The organism is Pelomicrobium sp. G1 (assembly GCF_051905455.1).
Classification (GTDB): Bacteria; Pseudomonadota; Gammaproteobacteria; order Burkholderiales; family UBA6910; genus Pelomicrobium.
Window position 1 is genome coordinate 1 of record NZ_JBQACR010000266.1, and the last position, 299, is coordinate 299.

Consider the following 299-nt stretch of genomic DNA (forward strand, 5'->3'; position numbering starts at 1 on the left):
GTCTTCGTCGAAGAATCGGCTCAGGGCATCGATACCGATCACCTGTTCCCGCTTCAACGGCACGATGACGCGTTCGAGACGGGCGAGGGGCTCGGGTATCCGCTGCAGCGCTTCTTCCCCGATGCGGGCGAGCGCCACCGCGACCCGGTCGCGGCGATCGGTGGCACGAAACACGCCGTTCAGGACCAGCACCTGGTTGGCAAGCCCGAGGGCGCCAAGCTCGGCGCCGGTGCGGGCCGCCTCGTCAAGCGCCACCTTGTCCGGCCGGCTCACCAGCACCAGCGTGGTCGATCCAGGGT

General features: G+C 68.6%; 1 protein-coding gene. It reads right to left on the reverse strand.

Features of this window, described 5'->3' with window-relative positions; translation table 11 throughout:
* On the reverse strand, window positions 1-299 hold a 299-nt coding region (locus ACTFO6_RS18440; RefSeq protein ID WP_439935829.1), incomplete at both ends, for an ArsA-related P-loop ATPase.